At 54.2% G+C, this 19,782-nt stretch carries 17 protein-coding genes and 1 pseudogene; 13 read left to right on the top strand and 5 right to left on the bottom strand.

The features are described from left to right. Window positions 1-166: 166 nt before the first annotated feature. Window positions 167-1,090 carry a glutaminase gene (locus tag RC85_RS05625; RefSeq protein WP_068259647.1) on the top strand — a complete coding sequence of 308 codons (924 nt, stop codon included), beginning with the start codon at window positions 167-169 and terminating at the stop codon, window positions 1,088-1,090. A gap of 384 nt (window positions 1,091-1,474) precedes the next feature. On the opposite strand, the gene RC85_RS05620 is transcribed toward RC85_RS05625, so the two are convergent. Together RC85_RS05620 and RC85_RS05615 are read right to left on the bottom strand one after the other, a co-directional pair. Next, entirely contained in the window at window positions 1,475-4,840 is a 3,366-nt protein-coding gene (locus tag RC85_RS05620; RefSeq protein ID WP_068259644.1) for an efflux RND transporter permease subunit, read from the bottom strand. Continuing rightward, the gene (locus tag RC85_RS05615; protein WP_068259641.1) at window positions 4,837-6,459 is read right to left on the bottom strand and encodes an efflux RND transporter periplasmic adaptor subunit; all 1,623 of its coding nucleotides are present in this window, start codon (window positions 6,457-6,459) and stop codon (window positions 4,837-4,839) included. The genes RC85_RS05620 and RC85_RS05615 overlap by 4 nt, the downstream gene beginning before the upstream one ends. Before the next feature lie 208 nt (window positions 6,460-6,667). On the opposite strand from RC85_RS05615, the gene RC85_RS05610 reads away from it, so the two are divergent. Both RC85_RS05610 and RC85_RS28980 read left to right on the top strand, forming a co-directional pair. After that, on the top strand, window positions 6,668-7,564 hold the full coding sequence (locus RC85_RS05610; protein ID WP_162273170.1) for a class I SAM-dependent methyltransferase: 897 nt from the start codon (window positions 6,668-6,670) through the stop codon (window positions 7,562-7,564). 67 nt (window positions 7,565-7,631) lie between these two features. Then, window positions 7,632-7,712 (top strand): annotated as a pseudogene (locus tag RC85_RS28980) (DUF427 domain-containing protein); the annotation flags it as partial. A 21-nt stretch (window positions 7,713-7,733) separates the two neighbouring features. Here RC85_RS28980 and RC85_RS05605 read toward each other — a convergent pair. Together RC85_RS05605 and RC85_RS05600 are read right to left on the bottom strand one after the other, a co-directional pair. Beyond that, window positions 7,734-8,561 (bottom strand): CvfB family protein, encoded by an 828-nt coding sequence (locus tag RC85_RS05605; RefSeq protein WP_068259736.1) that lies wholly within the window; start codon window positions 8,559-8,561, stop codon window positions 7,734-7,736. A gap of 296 nt (window positions 8,562-8,857) precedes the next feature. Next, window positions 8,858-9,532: a transposase gene (locus tag RC85_RS05600; RefSeq protein WP_068259635.1), complete on the bottom strand. Its 675-nt coding sequence runs from the start codon at window positions 9,530-9,532 to the stop codon at window positions 8,858-8,860. Between the two features lie 489 nt (window positions 9,533-10,021). On the opposite strand from RC85_RS05600, the gene RC85_RS05595 reads away from it, so the two are divergent. From RC85_RS05595 to RC85_RS05555, 10 genes are all read left to right on the top strand, one after another. Beyond that, window positions 10,022-10,240 (top strand): hypothetical protein, encoded by a 219-nt coding sequence (locus tag RC85_RS05595; RefSeq protein WP_068259630.1) that lies wholly within the window; start codon window positions 10,022-10,024, stop codon window positions 10,238-10,240. A gap of 555 nt (window positions 10,241-10,795) precedes the next feature. Then, a complete protein-coding gene (locus RC85_RS05590; RefSeq protein ID WP_068259628.1) occupies window positions 10,796-11,791 on the top strand; it encodes a hypothetical protein in 996 nt (331 codons plus the stop codon). A 249-nt stretch (window positions 11,792-12,040) separates the two neighbouring features. Then, on the top strand, window positions 12,041-12,274 hold the full coding sequence (locus tag RC85_RS28380; RefSeq protein ID WP_238383095.1) for a helix-turn-helix transcriptional regulator: 234 nt from the start codon (window positions 12,041-12,043) through the stop codon (window positions 12,272-12,274). Beyond that, window positions 12,271-12,672: a hypothetical protein gene (locus tag RC85_RS05580; RefSeq protein WP_238383094.1), complete on the top strand. Its 402-nt coding sequence runs from the start codon at window positions 12,271-12,273 to the stop codon at window positions 12,670-12,672. Before RC85_RS28380 ends, RC85_RS05580 begins: the two co-directional genes overlap by 4 nt. Window positions 12,673-12,674: 2 nt before the next feature. Beyond that, window positions 12,675-13,478: a hypothetical protein gene (locus tag RC85_RS05575; RefSeq protein WP_068259617.1), complete on the top strand. Its 804-nt coding sequence runs from the start codon at window positions 12,675-12,677 to the stop codon at window positions 13,476-13,478. Beyond that, on the top strand, window positions 13,468-14,049 hold the full coding sequence (locus RC85_RS05570; RefSeq protein WP_068259614.1) for a hypothetical protein: 582 nt from the start codon (window positions 13,468-13,470) through the stop codon (window positions 14,047-14,049). The genes RC85_RS05575 and RC85_RS05570 overlap by 11 nt, the downstream gene beginning before the upstream one ends. Window positions 14,050-14,213: 164 nt before the next feature. Continuing rightward, window positions 14,214-15,944, top strand: coding sequence for a tyrosine-type recombinase/integrase (locus RC85_RS05565; protein WP_068259612.1), 1,731 nt, complete (start codon window positions 14,214-14,216; stop codon window positions 15,942-15,944). Between the two features lie 163 nt (window positions 15,945-16,107). Beyond that, window positions 16,108-16,317 carry a hypothetical protein gene (locus RC85_RS26635; RefSeq protein ID WP_149753019.1) on the top strand — a complete coding sequence of 70 codons (210 nt, stop codon included), beginning with the start codon at window positions 16,108-16,110 and terminating at the stop codon, window positions 16,315-16,317. Window positions 16,318-16,393: 76 nt separating this feature from the next. Further along, complete coding sequence (locus RC85_RS05560) at window positions 16,394-16,597, top strand: hypothetical protein (protein ID WP_157593885.1); 204 nt, start codon at window positions 16,394-16,396, stop codon at window positions 16,595-16,597. Window positions 16,598-16,791: 194 nt separating this feature from the next. Next, on the top strand, window positions 16,792-18,477 hold the full coding sequence (locus RC85_RS05555) for an Eco57I restriction-modification methylase domain-containing protein (RefSeq protein WP_084422369.1): 1,686 nt from the start codon (window positions 16,792-16,794) through the stop codon (window positions 18,475-18,477). Here RC85_RS05555 and RC85_RS05550 read toward each other — a convergent pair. Beyond that, entirely contained in the window at window positions 18,472-19,626 is a 1,155-nt protein-coding gene (locus RC85_RS05550) for a phospholipase D family protein (RefSeq protein WP_068259606.1), read from the bottom strand. The two genes, RC85_RS05555 and RC85_RS05550, sit on opposite strands and share 6 nt — an antisense overlap. Between the last annotated feature and the right edge of the window lie 156 nt (window positions 19,627-19,782).

Genomic DNA, 19,782 nt, shown 5'->3' with positions numbered 1-19,782 from the left:
GAGCGGCACGATTGCGAAAACTCAAAACCCGAGTGTACGTTGTAGGATCGCCAGCATGTAGGCCGTGGCCAGCCTTGGGCTGTGCCAGCATCTTGGCCTCGGTTAGAACCAGCAACCTTCAAAGCAAAAAACGCAAGTCACGCCCCACAAAGCTAGAAATCGCATCATGGATTGGACAAAAATACTCGCAGAAGTTGAATCGGTCGTGGAACCGTCTCGCGGCCAAGGACGCGTTGCCGATTACATCCCCGCACTTGCCGCGATCGACCCAAACAAATTTGGCATGGCGGTCGCGATGGCGGACGGCAGCACGCATTGCATCGGTGACGCCGATGAACCCTTTTCCATCCAGAGTATTTCCAAAGTGTTCACGCTGTCGATGGCTCTTCGCAAAGTCGGCGACGTTCTTTGGCAAAGCGTTGGTCGCGAACCATCGGGATCCCCGTTCAACTCCATCGTTCAGTTGGAAAAGGAATGCGGCATCCCGCGAAATCCTCTGATCAACGCCGGGGCCATCGTCGTCACCGATCACCTGGTTACCCAAGTCGGCCCGGAAATTATGATCGACAAACTGCTGACTCGACTGCGAATGCTTGCCGATGATGATGCGATCCTGGTTGACCAAATTGTCACCGAGTCGGAATCGGAAGCGGGCTCCCGAAACCGCGCGTTGGCGTACTTTATGAAGTCGTTCGACAACCTTCAAAATCCTGTCGAAGACACCTTGCGAGCATACTTTTCACATTGCGCGATCTCGATGAACTGCCGACAACTCAGCCGCGCGGCATTGTTCCTAGCATTCGACGGCACCGACCCAGTCAGCGGAACGCAAATGGTCAGCAGCGAAGCATGCCGCCGCATCAACGCGGTCATGATGTCCTGCGGCCACTACGACAACAGCGGCGACTTCACCTATCGCATCGGCTTGCCCGGCAAGAGCGGCGTGGGCGGCGGCATCTTAGTAGTCGCCCCAGGCCACGGCGCGATCGCCGTCTGGTCACCCGGCCTAAACGAAGCAGGCACCTCCACCGTCGGAAGCCTAGCCCTAGAAAGCTTCGTCCGCCAAACCGGCTGGACCGTGTTCGTTTGACCAAACAACGGGCCCACCTTGAGTGCCCAGCACCATGGAATTCTGGTGATTTAAAACCGATAAACCGCCGATCTGCACCGGAGTGCTAAACAGAAAAATAACAGATGAAAAAATCAGTCGCAGTAATCTTTTGTCTTTAATTTTTTTGTCTAAATCAAGTACACCGCTGAGAACTCTTCCTGCGCAGATAAAGGAAGTAAACTCATCGATCGTAACATTTTAGCAAGACCGCTTACGTCGATGAAACTTACCCGACTCTTTGTCACCAGAAACCATTGACGTTCTTGACGTTTGAAATCGCTAAGCCTCGATTCAGCAGCGTAATGAAAGACAAACCACTCTCCGAGTACTCTCCGCCATGAAGCTTCCTTAACAGAACAACGTTCATTGGTCTGGCTTTACGATCGCTGGGATTGGGTGGATGCCGAAGGTTTCGACGATGATGGCGTAGAGTGCGGGGACGATGTAGAGCGTTAATAGGGTTGCTACGATCAGGCCGAAAATCATTAGCCATGCCATGCCGACCCATAACGGGCCGCCGGTCAGTGCCAACGGTAACAAGCCACCGATCGTTGTTGCCGTGGTTAGGAAAATTGGCAGCATTCGTTGTTTGCCCGCCGTCACTAAGCACTCTCGGAATTCTGCTCTTGATAAACCAACGACCGGGCCAGTCAGGCTGCCGTCGCGATCGAGCTGATCCCGTTTTTCAGCGATCAAGATGTCCGCAAATTCCATGAAGATAATGCCCGTGTTTAGCACAATGCCGAACAGCGATAGCAGGCCAAGCTGCGGCATAAAGCCGAGCGGATTGCTGGTCAGCCAAAGGCCAAACCACGCGCCAATCATCGCCAACGGAAGCGTCGTCAAAATCACCAGCGTCTTTGACCAGCCGTTGTACTGGACCACCAGGATCAATACGATCGACAAGAATGAAATGCCAAACGACGTCATCATTTGAGCTGCCGAATCCTGGCTCTCTTCCAAAGCACCGCCGATTTCGACCTTAAACCCAACCGGCATCGTTTCTTTCAGCTTCTGCATGCGATCGGAATTGAAGATTCGCTGCACCACATCGTTTCCCGATGCACCGTCGTCGACTTGCGATGAAACTTCGATGGTTCGATTTTGATCGCGTCGCTCGATCTTTCCAGGTTGCCAAGTCTGAACCACTTTGGCAATCGAACTGAGTGGAACCTTGCCGTTTTTCCCTTCCACGAACGCATTGTCAATTTCTGAAAGATCATTGCGATCCTCGCTGCGCAACCGAAAGTAGACCGGCACCAAATGGTCGCCTTCGCGAAACGTCGTCAACTGCAATCCCGTGAAGTAGGCGTTCAGGGTGTTGGCGATATTGGCACTGGTGACGCCTGAAAGGCTTGCCTTCTCTTCATCCACTTCGATGTTTAGCTGAAAACCATCGACGCCCCACGAATCGGCCACGTCCCAGGTGTCTGGATCATCACGCAGCATTTGTTTGACCTCCTCGGCCACTCGACGCAGTTCGCCGATGTCGGCAAAGCCTTCGCCCGAAACGCGAATTTCGACCGGGTTCGCTGGCGGTCCCATCTGGATTCGTTTTGTCGTAATCCGGGCACCCGCGATCGCTTCGATGCCCAGTTCAGGATTGCCCGCTTCAACGGCCTGCCGGAAATCGGCGATCATGCCTTCAGTCAACTCGCCCGCAGTGGTGCGAATCAAAACTTCGGCTGTGTTGGATTGCGGCGAAGGCGGGCTAACACCCAACGCCCATCGAGCGCCACCTTGTGCGATCATGCTGCGCATCGTTCGCAGTCGCTCGATCGGATTGCCTTCACCATCAGTCGATGGACTCAACTTTTTGAGCGTGTCTTCTACCTGCGAGACAACTTGATTGGTCTGTTCGATGGTTGCTGTTTCAGGAAGAGTGACTTCGACATAAAACTGATCACGCCGGTCCTGCGGGAAAAACTCGGTACTGACAGGCAACTGCATTGCCCCAACCAACATCAGGACCGATGCAGCCACGGTGATCCATTTGAATCGGAGAGCGATCTTGGCGGTGTAGCTGTAAACGGAAAGAAAAAGGTTGCCGTCGTTTTTTTGCGGAGCTGTCGGTCCACGGTCACTACTAGCCTTGAGCCATTTCTGTTTGACGCTGGACGCAAGTTGATTCAATCGAAAATTCAACCAGGGCAGCGGTGCCGAAGGACGCTCAGGATCCTTCGGTGCTCGGATGATCATCGCGGACAGCAAGACGCAGATCGTCATCGCGTACAGCCAACTGAGCAACAGCGTTGTGGAAAGCGTGACCGGTAGACTGTAAACATATTCCGCACCACCGCCTTCCAGCGCAATCAACATCGGCAAGAACGCGGCCACCGTGGTCAAGGTTCCCACCAACATTGGCATCGCCAACGACTTTGCCCCTTCGACGGCCGCTTTCTGCGGCGTCATGCCGGCAAGAATGTTGACGCGAGTCTGATCGCAGACTTGAACGGCATTATCGACCAGCAACCCGAGTGCGATGATGATGGAAGCCAGCGAGATCTGTTCGAGTTCGACACCAAACATGCGAATGATGGCAATCGAACCGAGCACGACGAATGGAATGTTTGCGGCCATCACTAGCGACGTGCGCAGTCCCACAAACAGGAATACAACGATCACAACAATGATGATCGCTTCGATCACATTGACGATCACGTCGCTGATTTTCTTGGTCACATTGTCAGACAGTTTTGAAACGGGGCGAACGGCGATGTCACGGGGAAGCGCTTGCTCGACATCGATCATTCGTTGAATTCGCCGAGTCGCTGCTTCGCAAATTTCGACAATGTTTTCGCCCGACTTCATCGTCATGCCAACCATCACTGCGGGGAAAGTCCCGCGAGGTTCGGTGAAGCGGCTGATCACTTCTGGCGGCTCGACGGCATCTCGCCGGACCGTCAAACCGATATCGGTCAAGCTGACTTGGTTGTACGAATCGCCGCTTTTCACTCCCGCCACGCTGACCGATTCAATTTCGCTCATCGCATCAAATTCACCGCCCGGTTTGACGTTGAACTTTCCATCAGGCGTATCGAAACTTCCGCCGGGCGAGACGATGTTTCGGTCAGCGACCAGTTGCTTTAATTGGCTGGTCGTTAATTCAAGCTGCGACCAAGTTCCAAGGTCGGTTTCGATATAGATCGCTTCGTCTTGAACGCCGTACTTATCAACCTTCGCAACACCGGGTAGCACACGGATGGCATCGCGAACCTGGTCGGCAAAGACTTCCAGTTCTCGGGCACTGTACCGGTTCTCGTCTCGGACTGAATCGTCGCCGCCGAGCGGAACTTGGTAAACGCCAAGCAGCATGATCGACGTGTCACCAAATTCGTCATTGACGATTGGCCGCACATTTTCGGCCGGCATCGGAGTCTTGTCGATTCGGGCGCGAACCTTGTCCCAAACCTGCTGGACATGATCGGGGCGAACGTTGTCTTCCAGGTTGACATAGATGACGGACTGACCCGTCGTCGTTTCTGATTTCAGATAGTCAACTTCCTCGATCGAATCCAACTCTTCTTCGATCTTGTCGGTGACCAATTCTTCGACCTTGACCGCCGGAGTTCCCGGCCACCGCGTCGAAACAACGCAGGTGCGGATCGTAAACGCGGGATCTTCGCGGCGCGGCATCGTTGAGAACGTATAAACGCCCCACAGGGTCAGCATGACCACGAACGTAAACACAACCGTGCGATACTTCATCGCGATTTCGGCAAGGTTCATGATCGATCCTCGCTGTTTGGTTCTTGCGATGACGAAACCGCGTTGACCGGTTCTCCATCAACCAAGTAATGAGTGCCTTCGACGATCAAGCGTTTCCCTTCCAGCGATACTTCACCGATCGCCTCGATTCGACAAACGCTCGACGTAACGTTTTCTTGGTCTTGCTGAAACAGTTCAACGGGAATGCGACGCGCGATGGCACCATCACCCGATTCCTGCAGCACAAAAATTGCGGTTTGACCGCTGGTGCGAGCGATCGCGTTCAACGGAACGTAGTAGCCGCTATCCTTATTGCCGCTGGAAAGATCCACTTTGACCAGGTCACCAGGTCGAAGCATCCAGCGGTTGCCCGCATCCAAGAACACCGTGGTTCCGTTCCAATCTTGTGCGACTCCTTCGCTGACCGACAGTTCACCGATCACCAAGTTCAAACGCGGATCGAACGCCTCGTCCTCGACGACGACTTCCTGAAAGACAAAGCTTCCGAAATAGGGAGCCTTAAAATCTTTTGTGGTGATGCGAATCTTGCGAACCTCGAGTGCGTGATCATTGGGGGATCGGCCATTGGTCGTCGCGTTAGTGATTTGCCAAAGGTAGGCTCCCTGATCGTCTCGCAAAATCGCCTTCTCTTCGACAAACAACTTTCCTTCACTCGCCCCGGGCAGGAACGGTAAATCTAGTCGCCAGATGTTAGGCGTGGTCGCGACGTCGACGTCTTCAATGGTAGAAAACGTCCGATTGATGACCAACAGCGTCACTGTGTAGGTCCGGGTCAGCGGGTCTGCGATCGAATCAATTTGGTCAAGGTAGCCTTGATGCATTTCGACTTCCCCCGTCGGCATCGTCACGTAGACCGGGTAAAGATCCGTTGGGCTCAATCGCCGCGAAACCTCCGCTGACACTTCTAGTTCTACCTTGATCGGGTCCATCATTTGCAACGTGACCACGGGCGCACCGGCTTGGACGATGCTGCCGGGGACCACAGATGTTTCGGCAACTTGACCGGTGAACGAAGAATACAGCGTGCAGTCTTCTAGGTTTCGCTGGGCATCACGCAATCCTTGCTTGGCTTGTTCCAAAACACTTTTAAGCGAGGAGATTTGCGATTCCTGCGCCTTGTACATTGCTTGCAGCCGCTGGACTTCCGCAACGGCGCTGTCGTAGTTCGCTTTGTTCTGATCCAGTTCGCTGCGAGAACCAGCATTGCGAGCGACCAGTTTTTTGCTGCGTGAGTAATCTGCCTCGGCAGCCTTCCGCTTGGCAACCGCCGCGGCGATCTGCGCGGGAATGCTACCTTCGAGTTCGGTTTGAGCGGACAGCACATTTTGCTCCGCTGTTTCGACGTCCGCTTTGGCTTTGGCAACCGCCAACCGAAACCGTTCACTTTCCAATCGAGCAATCGGATCGCCGGGGAACAGCAGATTGTCATCAACGTCGTAGATTCGTCCTTCGATTTTGGTATTCTGCTCGACAACAAACTCGACCCTGCCGCCGACCTCAAAACCAATCTGTTCAGTCTTCCAAGCACCTGCGGATGCGGAAAGCAAGGAAGCCGTTGGTGGCGGTTGCTTCTGAAGCAAGATCGTAACGACTGGCCGCGGACGTTTTTCAAAAATCACTCTCTCGCGTGATCCGCAGCCTGTGAACATTAAGCAAATCGTAAAAACAAGTACTGGGTTGACACTGAAGACGGATCTAAGGCAATGAATTTTCATGTTAGCTAGCTTTGGCTTGTCTGTCCTGCGCGTTACTTAGGCTCGTTGCTTGGTTGTTCAGATCTGATATCTTTACGCCTACGTCGGTCATTTCATTCAAAGGCTAAACATGATGCAGTTAATTGAAAACACCGACTTAGCCTGTCCCGTTTGTGGTTTAACCGAGTTCAAACATCGGTTCAACAAAAAGGGACGAGAGTTTTGGCAATGTAAGTCCTGTGCGATGGAGTTACAGCACCCGCTTCCGACGCCCGGCGAGTTGAAAGAATACTACGACGCAAGCTATACCGAGGGAATGTACACTGAATTTGCCGCCGCTCAAACGATGAAGCAGATGACGGCTCAGCGCCGCTTGTTTGAAATACGTCGTCACATTCCAATCCGTGGTGACTGGCTTGACGTTGGCTGTGCGGACGGAACGTTCGTAAAGATCGCTAACGAGAATGGTGTGAATGGTTCGGGAGTGGAATTGTCACAAGTTGCCGTCGATCTGGCTGTCCAACGTGGACTAAATGTCCAGTGCGGGACACTTGAATCGCTCTCGGACCAGACGTCGTTCGATACCCTAACCGCGTTTGACGTTCTGGAACATGTTCTAGAACCGGTCGAGTTCATTCGTGGCTTACGAAGTCGAATTCGTGATGGAGGACACGTCGTATTGACGTTACCCGATTTAGATTCGATCGCTCGTCGTTTGATGGGAAGTCGATGGTATTTTTACGTCCCGGAAGAGCACTTGCACTTCTTCAACCGAAAGAACCTTGGTCGTTTGCTGCGGAAGGAAGGATTTGAAGTCACCGCGGCATCCCGAACCTACAAGCCGCTGAATTTCGACTATTCGTTGGTCCAATTTGCAGAGTACAACCCAATGATTTACCGCACACTAAACGCTCTGGGCAAAGCGTTGCCAAGCCAGTTGCGGTCCAAGGTGATTCCGCTTCCCATCGGCGAAATGATGCTGATCGCGAAACGAACTGACACCCCAACGACGCCTCGTTATCCGAAGTAAATGTAGCGAAGCATTGAAGCTGTTCCGTTGTGGAGCTACCGATGAGGAATAAAGCAAAAGTGCGGATTGGTGCTATCCCGCACCCAAGGAACCCGTGATGCAGATCAAAGATCACGTTGCATTCTGGAAGGGCGTCGAGGTTCAGTAGGCCTCGATAGCGAGTGGCTTATCACGTCAAACGAATTCCATCTTTTTCGATCGTGATGACTCGCTGCTTGTAGAGCGCACCGATTGCTTTCTTGAATTGTCCTTTGCTCATCCCAAGTAGATCGGAAATTTCAGCCGGTGCGGACTTGTCGTGAACGGGCGCGAACCCATCATGGTTCTGCAAATACTCTTGAATCACTTGGCTGTAGCTGTCGCGGATTTCTGAACTGCTCTTCAGGCTAAGATCAATCTTTCCGTCGGCGCGAACATGTTTGATGTAGCCGCCAATGCTTTGTCCAAAACTGAGCCGCTGATCGACTTCGTCTTTGTACAACAAACCCCAATGAGTGTGATTAACGATTGCCTTGAAACCCAGCTCCGTCGTGTTTCCAATGATCAAATCGACGGGCTGCTGAGGCCGGAAATCGTGTTCGTCGTCTTCCATCATCATCTTGTCGATCTTTGACGTCGCTGCGATCCGGCCTTGGTTATCGACATACAGAAACACGATGTAGGAATCACCGACGTTCATGGGGCGATGTTGTTCTGCGAACGGGACCAATACGTCTTTGTCCAATCCCCAATCCAAAAACGAACCGACTGGCGTGTTGTCTTTCACTTCCAAATACGCAAACTCGCCCACCTGAGCCTTCGGTGTTTGCGTCGTCGCAATCAGGCGGTCTTCCGAGTCCAAATACAGAAAGACCTCGACGACGTCATCAATCGCTAAGTCATCCGGCGCATGCTTTGATGGAAGCAGGATCTCACCCAAATCTTCGGCATCCAGAAAGACACCGAACTCAGTTTGTTTAACAACTTGCAGATCATAGGTTCTGCCGATTTGAATCATGGCTTCAGTATTTTTCGCGGATGCTTGGACCAAGTGCTTTGCGGCAGTTTATCGCTTGGGGCAGAACTTAACGATCTGTTGGCTCGGTTGGCCAGTGGCACCCCATTTCCAACTCACACAACAACGAAGTAGCATGGGCCCCCGGCCCGTGGCCAGCACTTGACGTAGCATGGGCCCCCGGCCCGTGGCCAGCACTTCGCTTGCTTCCCCCACGGCCCATGGCCAGCACTTCTTTTTCCCCACGGCCCGCTTTTCCCACGGCCCGGGGGGCCATGCTACGGGCCATGCTACGACAGCTATTGATCGTTAAAATCCCAGCCTGCTGCTTTCCATTCTGGGTTGATCCAACGGTGCCATTCGTTTGGTGGAATGCCGGCGCGACCTGGGTTTGCGCCGATGTACTGCACGACTCGGTACAAATGCTCGTCGTCTCTAATGATGCGGTCGTACGCTTCCTGTTGCCATAACGGACCTTTGCGTTGTTCACGCTTGCCAATGAATCGAGCGGTAACACTTTTGATGGATCCAACCTCTTGTTCAAGCTCGATCTGAGCGAACGGACGCATGACCAAATGACAATGGTTGCCCATGATTGTAAAGCAACCAACTTGATACCGTTGCGTGTGGTAGTGCAGGATCGATCGCCACAATTCTTTGGCATAACACGCGCGGCGAAACCAGCATTGCCCGTAACCCGCATCCATCCATTTCTCTACCTTCACAAAAACTGACTTTGCATACTGGGTCCAAGTGGCCTCGTCCCGAGGCGGAGGATTTCGATGCTCCCATTCTCGACGCATCGATTTCAATTCCTCCTTCTTCGGCCCGGGGAGTGCGTCGGCCAAGTTAAACGTAACAAAGTAAGTCGCACCATCCTGACGCCAATGAGGAAGGTTGCGTGTGTACATTTTTAACGGCTTGTCTGGATCAAGCCCGCGAAAGCCAGGAGGAGCATCCAGATTAAGCGTCATGCTAGTAGCATGGGCCCCCGGCCCGTGGTGAAAGGTCGCTGTGTTTTATCACGCGAGAAAGACCTCCAACCCCTTCGTCACCCCGGTTGGTCCAAGCCATCGCAAAAATGTAGAGCCTGTTCATAAGTGGATAAGCGTAGCATGGGCCCCCGGCCCGTGGTTGGGATTTTCGGAAAAATATGACCACGGGCCAGGGGCCCATGCTACGGCCCATGCTACGGCCCATGCTACGGCCCATGCTACGGCCCATGCTACGGCCACTTCGGATCGTTCCAACTACCAAACGCTCACCGCGGCTGCCCCCAGCTCCAACATGTTCACCCTTTCATCAGTGGGAGAATCAATGCACAAAAAAAGCTCGCACATTTCTGTACGAGCTTTCAAAGCGACGCGGACGGGACTCGAACCCGCAACCTCCGGATCGACAGTCGCTCGGCACCCACCCGAGCCGATGACGTTTTACCCCATGAATTGCCGAGCGAAACGACTTTGAGCGATGACGCCAAAACAACTGTTGCACCAACTGTTGCACCAACTTTTGACAATCAGTGTCGCGAAACGACGCGATTGGCAACGCTCGGTCCTCTGGCGAAGCTGAATGAGATTGCCGAAACACTCGCGCCCGAAGTGCTCGAAACCCTGCTTAACGTCGCCCGTGGGTTGCAGGCACAGGCGAAGATTGACGCGATGCCGGACGAGGCCCGTTAGATTGATGGCTGATCGCTGGGTGACGGCGGCCGTGCTGGGGGAACACCTATGGGTTCGCGGGCGACCTTGCGACCTCGACCGCACTGCGGGCAGTAGCAGTACGTGACCGCCCCTTGCGTCGACCGCGCGACCATCGCGACGCCACAGGCATGACACGTTGGGCGACGATCGGGGGTCAATCGCTTGAATTTCATCGCCAATTGGTTTTCCGGGTCCTTCCTGGAGCGTTTCGATTCTCGGCCCCTACGGGAACTAACCCCGTAAAAGACAGACTTTCTTTCGCACTGCGACCACATTCTAACCCGAGCGTTTCCACGGAAACGCTCGTCGAATCGCTCGCCCAAAACCTTACCAAGTTCGGGTTGGCGTCGCGGTTGTGATTCGGCAAACTACCTGCGTCGGAGTTACCACCCGGCATTCAACAGTTGCGGCTGGTATCCGCGACTTTCGACGGGCAGGCGGTTCATTACCGCCGTCGGTTCACCCGGCCTGCGGTGCTGTTCCTTGCATCGCGCCGGATGATCCGGCCCTATTCGACTCAAAGGAACGTCGTTGATGGCTGAAAGTGTGTCATGTCTCGAACTGAGCGAAAGCGTTCAGTCGTTGCTGTTCGCGATTCGATCAGCGCAGTATTGGGAGGAGTCGGTGCTAAGCCCTTCCCACATTTACTGGGATGCTGGTTTTCGTGCGGCCGGTAGCGATGGAGTGCCAAAGGACGCCACGAAATCAGACGTTCTACGATGGCTTTGCATCCATCATGCTGATGGTCTGTCGCGGATCGAAAGCGTCGTTGAAGAAATCAGCCGCAACGTCGTTCAGTTCCATCCGTCGATCACAAGGTTATCGACGCAATTCGGCATCGCTTCTCCGACGCACCACGCAAACTATCACCACTTCGCGTTGGCTTGGCTAAACGACTACATCGAAACGTGGCGGCAATCATGGAGCACTTGCTTAAAGGGACTCTTTCCGTACATCCGAGAACGTGACCCGAGAGAGGACTTTCATCATGTCGATTACTCCGACGACTCGCCTTGTTCGCTCTGCTATCCATGGTCACAACTAAAACAAGCTGCGGACCAAACTCCGCCCGAACTCTGGACGGCGTTGACGCACGGTTACGGACTGTTCAACAGGGCACAAGCTAGACAGGACTTTCCGTTCGATTCGTTTGTGAGGGAAGCGAACTGTTTGAAGCAACTGCTGGGCGATTCGCCGGAGACGGAACACGACGAGGCGCGAAGCGGGCGAGTTGGTGACTTGCCGCCACAGTACGACAGTTGGCAAGACTTGGATTTGGACGAGTGGATTTACAACACGAAGCCAAGAAAAACATGGCCCGAGTTAATCGCCGAACTCGCATTGATCGGACCCGCGAAAGGTTGGCCGGCGATCACGACGGAAGTGCGGTTGCGAGAGCGATTGGTTCGCTACAGCAACTTGCCCGGAAAAACGTACCCAGAGAGCAAGAAAGGTAATCCGAACAATCGAAGGAAGTCGGAAGCGAAGAAAGTGGTAAACCCAAAGCGTAAACCCAAACCCAAAGTCTGACGGCTTTGCGTTTACGGCTCAGGACCAACGCGGGATGGTTGTGCATCCTCTCGCATAGGAGCCGAGTTATGAAACAGTCGCCTCAGGTCGGTGACCTTCCACTGCCATCGTCTGCCGACGTATCCCACCGAATCTACCGCAACGCTGAAGAGAACCGGGTTCTCCGCTCGTTGCACCGTTTGCTGTTGAAGTTGGAACGATCGCGTTGCCAGCCCAATGCCATCCACAAAGATGGGGAGGCCAGCAACGATGAGTGAGCCACTCACACAATCATTGACGCGGTATCTGACCGCGCCGCAAGTTGGTTTGCGGTACTCGTGTTCGTCACGATCGGTATACCGGCTTGCCGACTCGGGGTTGATGCCGCCGCCGATTCGGATTGGCGGAATGGTCCGCTGGTCGATCGAGACTCTCGACGAATGGGACGCGGCAGGCAATCCACGCTTCCGGCCGACGCCAAAACGAACGGGGGCCGTGCGATGACGAATCACCACACGACCCACGACGTAAGTTGCATTCGTCAGGATAGGTCAAACGAGAGTCGCGAGCAATCGCGACCAAAGCAACTGGATTTGCTCGACCACGGCAAGCACTCCCACGCCACACGAGCGATCGCTTGCGCAGCGTCGAACGCCAAGGGACCGTCACTTCGCGACCGTATCGAGCTTGAAGTGGCCGGACAGGGAGCTGCGGGGGCGACGCGGTTTGAACTGCATCAGCTTTGCGGAGTGCCTTACACGTCGGTCTGCGGTCCCGTGCTGGCTCTGTTGACGATGGGGCGGGTACGGGAAACCAAGCGGACCCGCTTGACTGCGTATGGCAAGCCCGCTGCCGTCATCGTGTCGGTGCTGTTGGCTGACTCCGACGACGAGGAGGCGTGACCATGGCGCGTATCCGAACCATCAAGCCCGAGTTTTGGCAAAACCAAGAACTCGCGGCGCTCGCTGAACACTCCCGACTGTTAGCAATCGCACTGCTGAACCATTGCGATGACGAAGGCTACTTTCAAGCCAACGTCGCGTTGGTTCGCGCCGCATGTTTCCCGTTCGATCACGAGACCAGCAAAGTGACGGACTCACTCGCCGCGCTGGCAGCGATCGGCTACATCGAAGTTCGCGAAGATCTGAATGGGAAGCGAATCGGCAAGGTTTGCAAGTTCAGCGACCATCAGCGAATCAACCGCCCGTGCGATTCAAAACTCCGCGATGCGTTTGACGCAGTTGATGAGTGTTCCGTGAACACTCATGGAGGACTCACTGAGGAATCAGTGAGCACTCATGGAGGACTCACTGAGGACTCACCACTGGAAAGGAAAGGAACAGGGAAGGGAAGCGGAACAGGGAAAGGAACAGGGACCGCGTGCGCGGAATCTGTTTGTGTGCCATCGAAGCCGCCGCCCAAGCCACGGAAATCTCGCGCAGCGTCACGTCCGACACTGATCGAAGTTCAGGAGCATTGTCGCGTGCGCGGCAGTAGCGTTGACCCAGAGACGTTCCACGCATGGTATGAATCACGCGGTTGGAAATCGGGAGGCAATCCGATCGTCGATTGGAAAGCCGCCGTCGTCACTTGGGAGAAACGCAATGAGAAAGAGCCGAAGTCGAGAGGATCACGACCGAGCACGTTTGCTGAAATTCGCACCGATAACACTCGACGTGCCATCGCGGAGGTGTTCAGTGAAGATTGAGCAAGCAATTGAGATGTTGTTCGACTACTTCTCGCGTGAAGCAACGCCGATCATGGTCCGCTGTTATCGGCTTGGCCTTTCCGGGTTCACTCCCGAGCAATTGGGCGTGGCAGTCGGTCGAGCTGTGACGGAGCTAGACCACTTGCCGCTCGTGGTGGAGCTGCGGGAGCTGGCTGGTTTCCCCGCCGCTGACGCGCGGGCGCTCGATGCGTGGAGCGACGTGCAGAAGACGATCCCCATGGGGTACGTCAAACACATCGACTTTGAAGACCCGTTAATCAACGCCGTTCTTCGCTGCATGTCCGGCAGTTGGGAGCGATTCTGTCATCGTTGCAACACGGACGATGAAAAGTGGATCAAGCAAGAGTTTGTCCGTGACTACTGCAAATTCGCGAAGTCCGGAGTTGATGGCGAAATCTGCCGACCGTTAGCCGGATTCGGTCAAAACAACGCTCGACCAAGGCTGATTAGGTGCTCAGAGGACCGCCGCAATCCGCCCGGTGCCATTCGTGACAGGTCATCATCGTCGCGACCAGCGATCCCCAGAGCGGTCATCAAGAGAATTTCATAGTCGCAGTGCGTGAACGAGAAAACCACAATCCGCTTGGCGTGCATTCACGTCATGCGGTAACTTGACAATCGCCACGGCTAGGGTCTGCAGCCCGAAGAGCTGGTTCCCATGCCAGCCTGCCGTGACGTTTCTTTCGCATGGGTCAACTGTTGGGAGTTGGAATAATGGCGACGGTCTTTCAAAAGAAAGTCACTCGGGCGATGCCTGCCGATGCGGAACGCTTCACCAAAAAAGGCGTTGCGTTTGTTCGCTATCGCGTGAAGGGGAAGTCACGCACAGCAAAGGTGACGATCGGCAAGGATGGTTCCGAACGAATCGAAGTCAAAACGGGAACCTTTCTAGCGAAGTATCGAGACGCTCGTGGTCTCGTGTGCGAAGTCCCGACGGGGTGCCGTGATGAACAGGCGGCGCGGTCGGTGCTGGCGGACCTGGTTCGACGCGAAGAGCTGATTCGGGGCAACGTCATCACGCGGGAAGAGGCGGCGATTGCCGATCACCGCTCCACGCTGCTGACGGATCACTTGGCGGACTACGTGATGTCGTTGCAATCGGCAGGACGGACCGCGGACTACACCACTGGCACCAAAAACAAAATCAACCGGCTAGTGGACGAGTGCGGTTTTGTGTTGCTGCAAGATGTTCGCCGCGAACCGCTGGAACGATGGCTCGTGGATCGGCAGAAGGAGAACATGGCTGCGCGGACGCGGAATAGTTATCTGCAAGCGATTCGGGGTTTGCTCAATTGGTGCATCGAAGTCGAGCGGTTGGCGTCGAATCCTTTGGCTCGTGTTGCCAAAGCGGACGAAAAGTCTGATCGACGAAAGACACGTCGCGCGATGACGGAAGCCGAGCTTGGGCGGCTGCTACGTGTCGCGCGTGACCGACCTTTGGCGGACTACGGACGCCAAACCGTTGCCACCGAGAAGACGGAAGGCAAACGAGCGCACTGGACCTACGCGCCGCTGACGTTGGAGACACTCGAAGAGTGTTGCGATCGTGCTCGAGAGCGATTGCAGAAGAACCCGACCTTCATCGCCACCCTGGAGCGTCGCGGACGCGAACGGATGCTCGTGTACAAAACGATGGTGCTGACGGGACTTCGTTGCAACGAGTTACGGTCGATCACTCAAGCACAATTGATACTTGACGACGGCCCGCCTGCGATCGACTTGGCCGCCAAGGATGAAAAGAACCGCGACGGCAGTATGATCCCGCTGCGGGCCGACTTGGCTGACGACCTGCGTTCATGGATTGCCGATGAAGAATGTCGAGACCAAAGCGGTGACGTGTTGAAGTTGCCAGCGACCAAGGGAACCGATGCGAATCGATCGGTGTTCTACGTCGCTGACGGACTCGTGAAGATTCTCGACTTGGACTTGGAGACGGCAGGAATCCCGAAAATCGACAACCGAGGCCGTAGTCTCGATGTCCACGCGCTGCGGACCACATTCGGAACATTGATGTCGTGCGCCGGTGTTACGCCACGGACGGCCCAAGCAGCGATGCGTCACAGTCGCATCGACTTGACGATGAACGTCTACACGGACCCACGCTTGCTGGACGTATCGGGCGCAGTCGACGCGTTGCCAACGCTGATCCCGACCGAGGCGACAACCGCAACGCTGAGGGCGACGGGAACCCACGACCACCGGACTGGTTCGGTGCAACCATCACCGCGAACTGTTGCACCAACTGTTGCACCAGAATTTGACAAAGCATGTCAAAACGTGTCACAAGCTGGCAATTTGGGAGCTTTGCGACGAGTGCCAGAGATTCGATCAAAACACGAAAAAACCCCAGAAAACACAATGTTTTCGGAGGTTTGGAGAAGCGACGCGGACGGGACTCGAACCCGCAACCTCCGGATCGACAGTCGACCCGTGGGGAACGCTTAATCTCCGCTTTTTCCAAGCTCAAACCATCCTAATCACTCAAATTTGCACCGGCAACCTTCGCGCCGTTTGAACGCGGTTTTCCGGTGCTTTACGCTTTAGCCCCTTTGCGGGAACCGGTGCAAAACCGGTGCAAATTTTCGACCCGAAAACAGACCGACCAACAATGAAACAACTAGCTAAACGATTCTACGGACTACTCGACCGCTACGGCCTAGAGTGCTGCCCCGGTGTCAACGTCGACACCCAAAACGGAATCCCGATTGCCCGCCGTGGCGGTGCTTACTTCACGCTCACTTACCGTTACCGCGACGATGTTACGGTTCACGGAATTAAGCGGGCGTTGTCCTTTCTTTGTCCCCGCAAGGCTCGCTAGAAATCATTGCCCCCGGTGTCGGGCCGCGTTGCACGGCTTCGGTCGCTCCCCGGCTTTTCTGAGCTATGCTAGCGGTATGCACTACGTCCGATTGAAAGACAGAATTTTGACCGCGACCGCCGATGAGCTAATTGACGCGGCCCGGTCGGGTTTTATCGAACCGTCGACCCCGGTAAGCATCGACGGCGTGAACTGGAAACGGGCCGACGACTTCCCCGCCCTGGACGTAGCTTTCACCGACGCGGCAATCATCGAAGCGGCGGCTAGCGGCTGGTTCTAGTTGCGAAAGTGACCGGTAACGCCAAGCCTGTTAGGTCGTCGGTAACACCACGAACCCCAAAGCTTTTGGCGGCTACCCATTTCAGCGTTCTTTGCCTAAGCTGAGAGAAGCTGGGAGCGGCTACCCGAAAGCTTTTGATGATGACTGCGTCAATCGCGGATGGAGCCAATTAGCCGCTTCAACGGCCAACTCAAATGGGTGCCTTAGGTTACGGTCGACCGCCCCTGAATTGCGATGAGAAACGCCAAATGAAATTTGCGCACGAGCTATCAGCCGACAAGCTTAGAGGCGGTTTCTATACGCCGGACAATTTGGCCGACGATTGTTTGAAGCGAGTGCGACGGCTTCTCGGTGACCGATCGAAAATAGACTTGCTCGAACCCTCCGCTGGCGATGGTGCGTTTGTTCGGGCAGTCGGAAGGGCGATTGATCGAAGCGATTTTGAGAACGTCCGAGTAACCGGCATCGAATTGAATGAAGGGGAAGCGGCGAAAGCGAAAACCGCACTTAGCGACATCAACGCTTCGGGGAGTATTCATAATTGCAGTTTTTTTGACTGGGCGAATTCATCCGAATGTCTGTTCGACTGTATCGTTGGCAACCCACCTTTCGTTCGCTATCAGTTCGTAAAACCGTCTGACCGGGTTGCCGCCGACGAATTATTGGCGAGCGCTGGCCTTTCATTCGATGGGGTTTCAAATCTTTGGATTCCTTTCGTTGTTGGCAGTCTTAATCTTCTCAAACCGGATGGAAGCTTTTGCTTCGTCCTTCCAAGTGAACTGTTGACGATCAAATCAGCGGGCTTGGTGCGGTCTGAGCTAATTCGTCATTGCGATTCTCTCAGTGTCGATTTTTATCCACCGGGGACGTTTGAAAACATCCTTCAAGGGATTATTGTTCTTGCAGGAAAGAAAACACGCAGAATTAAATCAGGTTGCGAAGTCGAGTTTTCCGATCGTGGGACGCGAGATTCAGGGAGCTGGAATCATTTTGTTAGCGACTCGAAAAACAACTGGACGAAGTACCTTTTGTCGCCAGCGCTGTTGACAAGTTACAACGCTGCAAGCGAGTTGCCGGGTATAGCGACACTTGGAACAGTCGCTGACATTAGCGTTTCAAACGTGACTGGAGCGAACAAGTTTTTCACGGTGACTGGCGACACTGTAGAAAATTTTGAGTTAGAAGCGTGGGCCATTCCGCTACTTGCAAGAACCGCCGACTGTGAAGGACTGGCGTTTCTAGCAAAGGATCATCGTCGTGCGGTAGACGCTGGGCAGCGAGCGTACTTACTGAACTTCGCAGCGAACAAACCGGACCCCATGAGTTTTGCGAAAAGCCGCGAATATATTGAGGCTGCGGAATCCGAGAAAATTCACGAACGATACAAGTGTCGAATTAGAAACCCTTGGTATCGTCTGCATGATGTTCGCGCTGGCAAGTTAATGCTAACGAAGCGAGCGCATCAGTTCCATCGTTTGCTGCTGAATTCCACAAAAGCGATGACGACCGATACGGTGTACCGAGGCAGTATCAAACCAATTTTCGCTCGCAGCGAAAAAGACTTGATTGCAGGGTTCCATAACTCTCTGACAATACTTTCAACAGAGCTAGAGGGCCGAAGCTATGGAGGCGGCGTGCTGGAACTGATTCCGTCTGAAATAAAGCGGATTCTCATTCCGGTTGTTCAACTGAAACATGAGTTTTCCGCACTTGACAAAGTGTGTCGTTCCGCTGGCGGCCAGCGGGATACAGAAGACCTGCTAATTAGCGCTACTGACAAACTGCTAGCTTCAAATTATTCGGAACTAAAAGAGCTAATGCCTGATATGGAGTCTGCGCGTAGGCTGCTGCGGGATCGACGGTGGAACGCTAGTTCATAGCATCGGTTCGCTTTGAGTAATCTCTAGAAGGTGTTCGCCGCTATCCGTTTGCTGAATGACCACCCAGTCCCCGACGCAGTCGTTATTTCTAAGTCGATTACCTAACACCGGCCCCCAAGCCAGAACCGTTGGGATGTTCGCTTGTGATGCGATCCGGTGCGGGGCGTGATCCACCATCAACTCAAGGCGTCCCAATTCTTCTCCGCGAAAGCTTACTTGAAACGGAATTCTAGCAATTTCGTAGGTCTTGCCTCTTCTGGTTAGCTTGCTCCATTCTGCGTCGCCAAAGAGTGTTTGGCGAAAGTAAGTCGAAGCATTGATAGCATGTCCAGCCTGGGCTAGCCGAAGCTTTCCCGTTGGGTTCGTGTTTGCGCCGACACGCTGGGCGTCCGATGATCGCATCTGCTTATACCAAGTATGAACGACTTTCCCGCTAATTACTGGAGGTGACTCAACTGGGCGTCGTGTACTTCGATTGCCCTTTTGCGACGCGGCGTTTTTTGAGCGCTTTTGTCGACGCCCCGAGAGCCCTTCTGCGTTTTCGCTTCGCTCTTCGCTTCGCTCTTGCTCTTTGCTTCGCTCGCTATTTCTTGCAATCACCTTTCGTTCAATTAGAGCGGCTATGTCGTCGCTAGATTCGATGGCGACACTGTACTTCGTATCCTCCTCCACCCAGTATTGGGTCGAGCTAACTATGTCATCGATGACGGCTTTAGGGTCATTTTCCACCGTGTCAAGAATTATGCCCGCTTCCGAATTTCGACCGACTCCGCCTTGGGTGAAATTTGACGATCCGACATAGGCAGCGAACGAATCGTCCTCGCGTTGAATTACGATCGTCTTGGCGTGAAACTGAGCGTTGTTGAACGCCACAACCCGAAGCTGCCGAGTACCGCACGGCTCGACCTGGCCGAGTAGGTAGGCAAGATCTTGCTCGCCTAGCGACCGTCCGTTTGATCCAACCACTGCACATATCTTGGCGTCGGACGATCGAAGTTTTGCTAGTTCGCTTTCATACGGCGAAAGGGCACCCGTTGAAAAGAATCCGAATTGAAACCAGACGCCCCGCGAATCGGCAAGCAAATTTTCGTCTAGGAAATCGACGAGGTAACTACCGGGTTGCTGACTTCCGCTGTCAATATATTTCATTGTCGTTCCGTCGTGCTAGAAACAAAAACTTCCGTTACACGGGAACGGGACGACGGCGATAGATCAAAACGGCGTTTTAATCGTAAAACGCTCAATCAATAGCCATGATCGGCGGGGTGCGTAAAACGTCCGTCGGTTTCTCGATACGGGTCAACG

The sequence above is a fragment of the Rubripirellula obstinata genome, from assembly GCF_001642955.1.
Lineage (GTDB): Bacteria > Planctomycetota > Planctomycetia > Pirellulales > Pirellulaceae > Rubripirellula > Rubripirellula obstinata.
This window is presented reverse-complemented; position numbering and strand designations above follow the sequence as displayed.

Excerpts from the sequence above, each read along its gene's own strand:
- RC85_RS05605 (WP_068259736.1), bottom strand. The coding sequence starts at position 8,561 with ATGATTCAAATCGGCAGAACCTATGATCTGCAAGTTGTTAAACAAACT.
- RC85_RS05610 (WP_162273170.1), top strand. The coding sequence starts at position 6,668 with ATGCAGTTAATTGAAAACACCGACTTAGCCTGTCCCGTTTGTGGTTTA.
- RC85_RS05590 (WP_068259628.1), top strand. The coding sequence starts at position 10,796 with ATGGCTGAAAGTGTGTCATGTCTCGAACTGAGCGAAAGCGTTCAGTCG.
- RC85_RS05625 (WP_068259647.1), top strand. The coding sequence starts at position 167 with ATGGATTGGACAAAAATACTCGCAGAAGTTGAATCGGTCGTGGAACCG.
- RC85_RS05560 (WP_157593885.1), top strand. The coding sequence starts at position 16,394 with ATGCACTACGTCCGATTGAAAGACAGAATTTTGACCGCGACCGCCGAT.
- RC85_RS05620 (WP_068259644.1), bottom strand. The coding sequence starts at position 4,840 with ATGAACCTTGCCGAAATCGCGATGAAGTATCGCACGGTTGTGTTTACG.
- RC85_RS05580 (WP_238383094.1), top strand. The coding sequence starts at position 12,271 with ATGACGAATCACCACACGACCCACGACGTAAGTTGCATTCGTCAGGAT.
- RC85_RS05575 (WP_068259617.1), top strand. The coding sequence starts at position 12,675 with ATGGCGCGTATCCGAACCATCAAGCCCGAGTTTTGGCAAAACCAAGAA.
- RC85_RS05600 (WP_068259635.1), bottom strand. The coding sequence starts at position 9,532 with ATGACGCTTAATCTGGATGCTCCTCCTGGCTTTCGCGGGCTTGATCCA.
- RC85_RS05555 (WP_084422369.1), top strand. The coding sequence starts at position 16,792 with ATGGGTGCCTTAGGTTACGGTCGACCGCCCCTGAATTGCGATGAGAAA.
- RC85_RS05565 (WP_068259612.1), top strand. The coding sequence starts at position 14,214 with ATGGCGACGGTCTTTCAAAAGAAAGTCACTCGGGCGATGCCTGCCGAT.
- RC85_RS26635 (WP_149753019.1), top strand. The coding sequence starts at position 16,108 with ATGAAACAACTAGCTAAACGATTCTACGGACTACTCGACCGCTACGGC.
- RC85_RS28380 (WP_238383095.1), top strand. The coding sequence starts at position 12,041 with ATGAGTGAGCCACTCACACAATCATTGACGCGGTATCTGACCGCGCCG.
- RC85_RS05550 (WP_068259606.1), bottom strand. The coding sequence starts at position 19,626 with ATGAAATATATTGACAGCGGAAGTCAGCAACCCGGTAGTTACCTCGTC.